Origin of the sequence: Micromonospora sp. D75 (assembly GCF_018070405.1) — a bacterium.
Classification (GTDB): domain Bacteria; phylum Actinomycetota; class Actinomycetes; order Mycobacteriales; family Micromonosporaceae; genus Micromonospora; species Micromonospora chalcea.
In genome coordinates this window covers 1-1,976 of record NZ_JAGPXV010000855.1, presented here as the reverse complement: position 1 = coordinate 1,976, position 1,976 = coordinate 1, and the positions used below count along the sequence as shown (strand labels likewise).

2 protein-coding genes are annotated in these 1,976 nt (G+C 74.6%); both read right to left on the bottom strand.

The window, feature by feature from the left end:
* Positions 1–126 precede the first annotated feature (126 nt).
* Complete coding sequence (locus KBX39_RS29930; protein WP_043328629.1) at positions 127–1,371, bottom strand: MFS transporter; 1,245 nt, start codon at positions 1,369–1,371, stop codon at positions 127–129.
* Between the two features lie 9 nt (positions 1,372–1,380).
* Positions 1,381–1,976, bottom strand: a 596-nt coding sequence (locus KBX39_RS29925) for a polysaccharide deacetylase family protein (protein WP_210873752.1), incomplete at its 5' end; no start/stop codon positions are given.

Sequence of the window (1,976 nt, the reverse complement as noted above, 5' to 3'; positions counted from 1 at the left end):
AGGTTGGCGCTGGTCGCGGGCACCCGGACCCGGACCGGGCCGGGGAGGAAGGTCGTCGGCACCGGCTCATGCTAGGACGTCACCCCGACAGCCCGGCCGGACCGCCCGGAGCGTGGGACCGGCGTGTCAGCCGGTGCGCTCCGGGGTCGGCGCGTCGACCGGGTCGGTGAGCGAGAGCCGCCGGGTGGCGAACCGCCAGCCGAGCGCGTAGACGACGGTGGCCAGGCCGCAACCGACCAGCACGGTGCGCTCGTCCACCCGGTCCACCACGAGCGCCACAACCAGCTGGCTCACCGCGATGGCGAGCGTGGCCAGCATCATGTCGGTGGCGAAGACCCGGCCGCGCAGCCGGTCCGGCACCTCGCCCTGCAACGCGTAGTTGGACAGCACCCAGTTGCTGCCGCCGCCCAGGTGGGCCAGGAAGACCAGGACCAGCACCAGCGGGAACCAGGACACCACCGACGCGCCCAGATAGGCCAGGCCGTACAGCGACATGGACAGCGCCAGACCGGTGAGCAGCCAGGCCCGGTTGCTGAGCACCCGGCGCATCAGGATCGGACCGACCAGGGCCCCGGCGCCCCGGGCGGCGAAGAGCAGGCCCGCCCCGACCGGGCCGACGCCGTACACGCCGGCGAGCAGCGGGAAGACGGTCAGCACGCCGTTGCCCAGGCCGACCGCCGACTTCACGGTGACCAGCGCGAGCACGCGCGGACGCTGGACGATGTAGCGCAGCGCCTCCCGGATCGCCGCCCACGTGCGCGGCACGGCCGCCGCCGGGTCGCGCGGCGCCTGCAGGGGCCGGCGGATCAGCGCGGCCAGGCCGAACGCGGCGAGCAGGCCCGCGGCGGCCACCCAGAAGCTGGCGTACGGGCCGTACGCGGCACTCAGTATGCCGCCCAGTGAAGCGCCGACCACTGTCATGGTGCCCCAGGCCGAGCCGGCGACCGCGTTCGCCGCCGCCAGGTCCGCCGGGTCGACCACGTTGGGCAGCGCGGCCTGGGCGGCCGGCGAGTAGAACGCCTTCGCCACCGCCACCAGCGCGATCGCCGCCAGCGCCAGCCAGGCCGTGCCGGCGCCGCGCACACCGAGCAGCAGCAGGACACCGGCCAGGGCCGCGATGTTCGCCGCCATCATCACCTTGCGGCGGTCGAACCGGTCGGCCACGGTCCCGGCGTACGGCAGCAGCAACGCGGTGGTGCCGGTGTCCACGGCCAGCACCAGCGCGCCCCACACCCCGCTGCCGGTCAGCTCCGGCAGCAGCACCAGCAGCGGCACCATGACGAACCAGTCCGCGCCGAACACGACCAGCTCGGCGATGAACAGATGGCGGAAGTCGCGGTTGCGGACGAGGACGGAGAGGGTGGGCGACACGCGGGCACCCTATCGGGCCGCTCCCCCACCGGCAGCTCGGCGCAGCAGGTCGGAGACCGTGACGAAGGTGTATCCCCGGGCCCGCAACCCGTCGATCATGTCGGGCAGGCCGCGGAGCGCGACCAGCCGCCGGTCGTCGCCCACGTCGTGCCCGAGCACGATCGTGCCGGGGCGCACGTCGGCCACGATCCGCCGGGCGTGCCCGGCCGGGTCGTGCGGGAACTCGCTCTCGACCATCTGCAGCGTCCACAGCACCAGCCGGTAGTCCAGCCGGGCCGAGGCGTACAGCACCGCGCCGCCCAGATGTCCCCAGGGCGGGCGGAGCAGTCGCGGGGACGATCCGGTGGCCGCGGTGATCGCATCGTGGCTGCGGCGCAGGTCGTCGTAGACCGTCGCGGCGTCCATCCGGGCCAGGTCGCGGTGCGCCCAGCTGTGGTTGCCGACCTCGTGGCCGTCCATCCGGTCCCGGACCAGCGGGGCGTGCCGGCGCGCCCGCTCACCGACCAGGAAGAAGGTGGCCGGCACCCGGTGCTCGGCCAGGGTGTCCAGCACCAGCGGGGTCCAGTGTGGGCGGGGGCCGTCGTCGACGGTGAGCGCCACCAGAG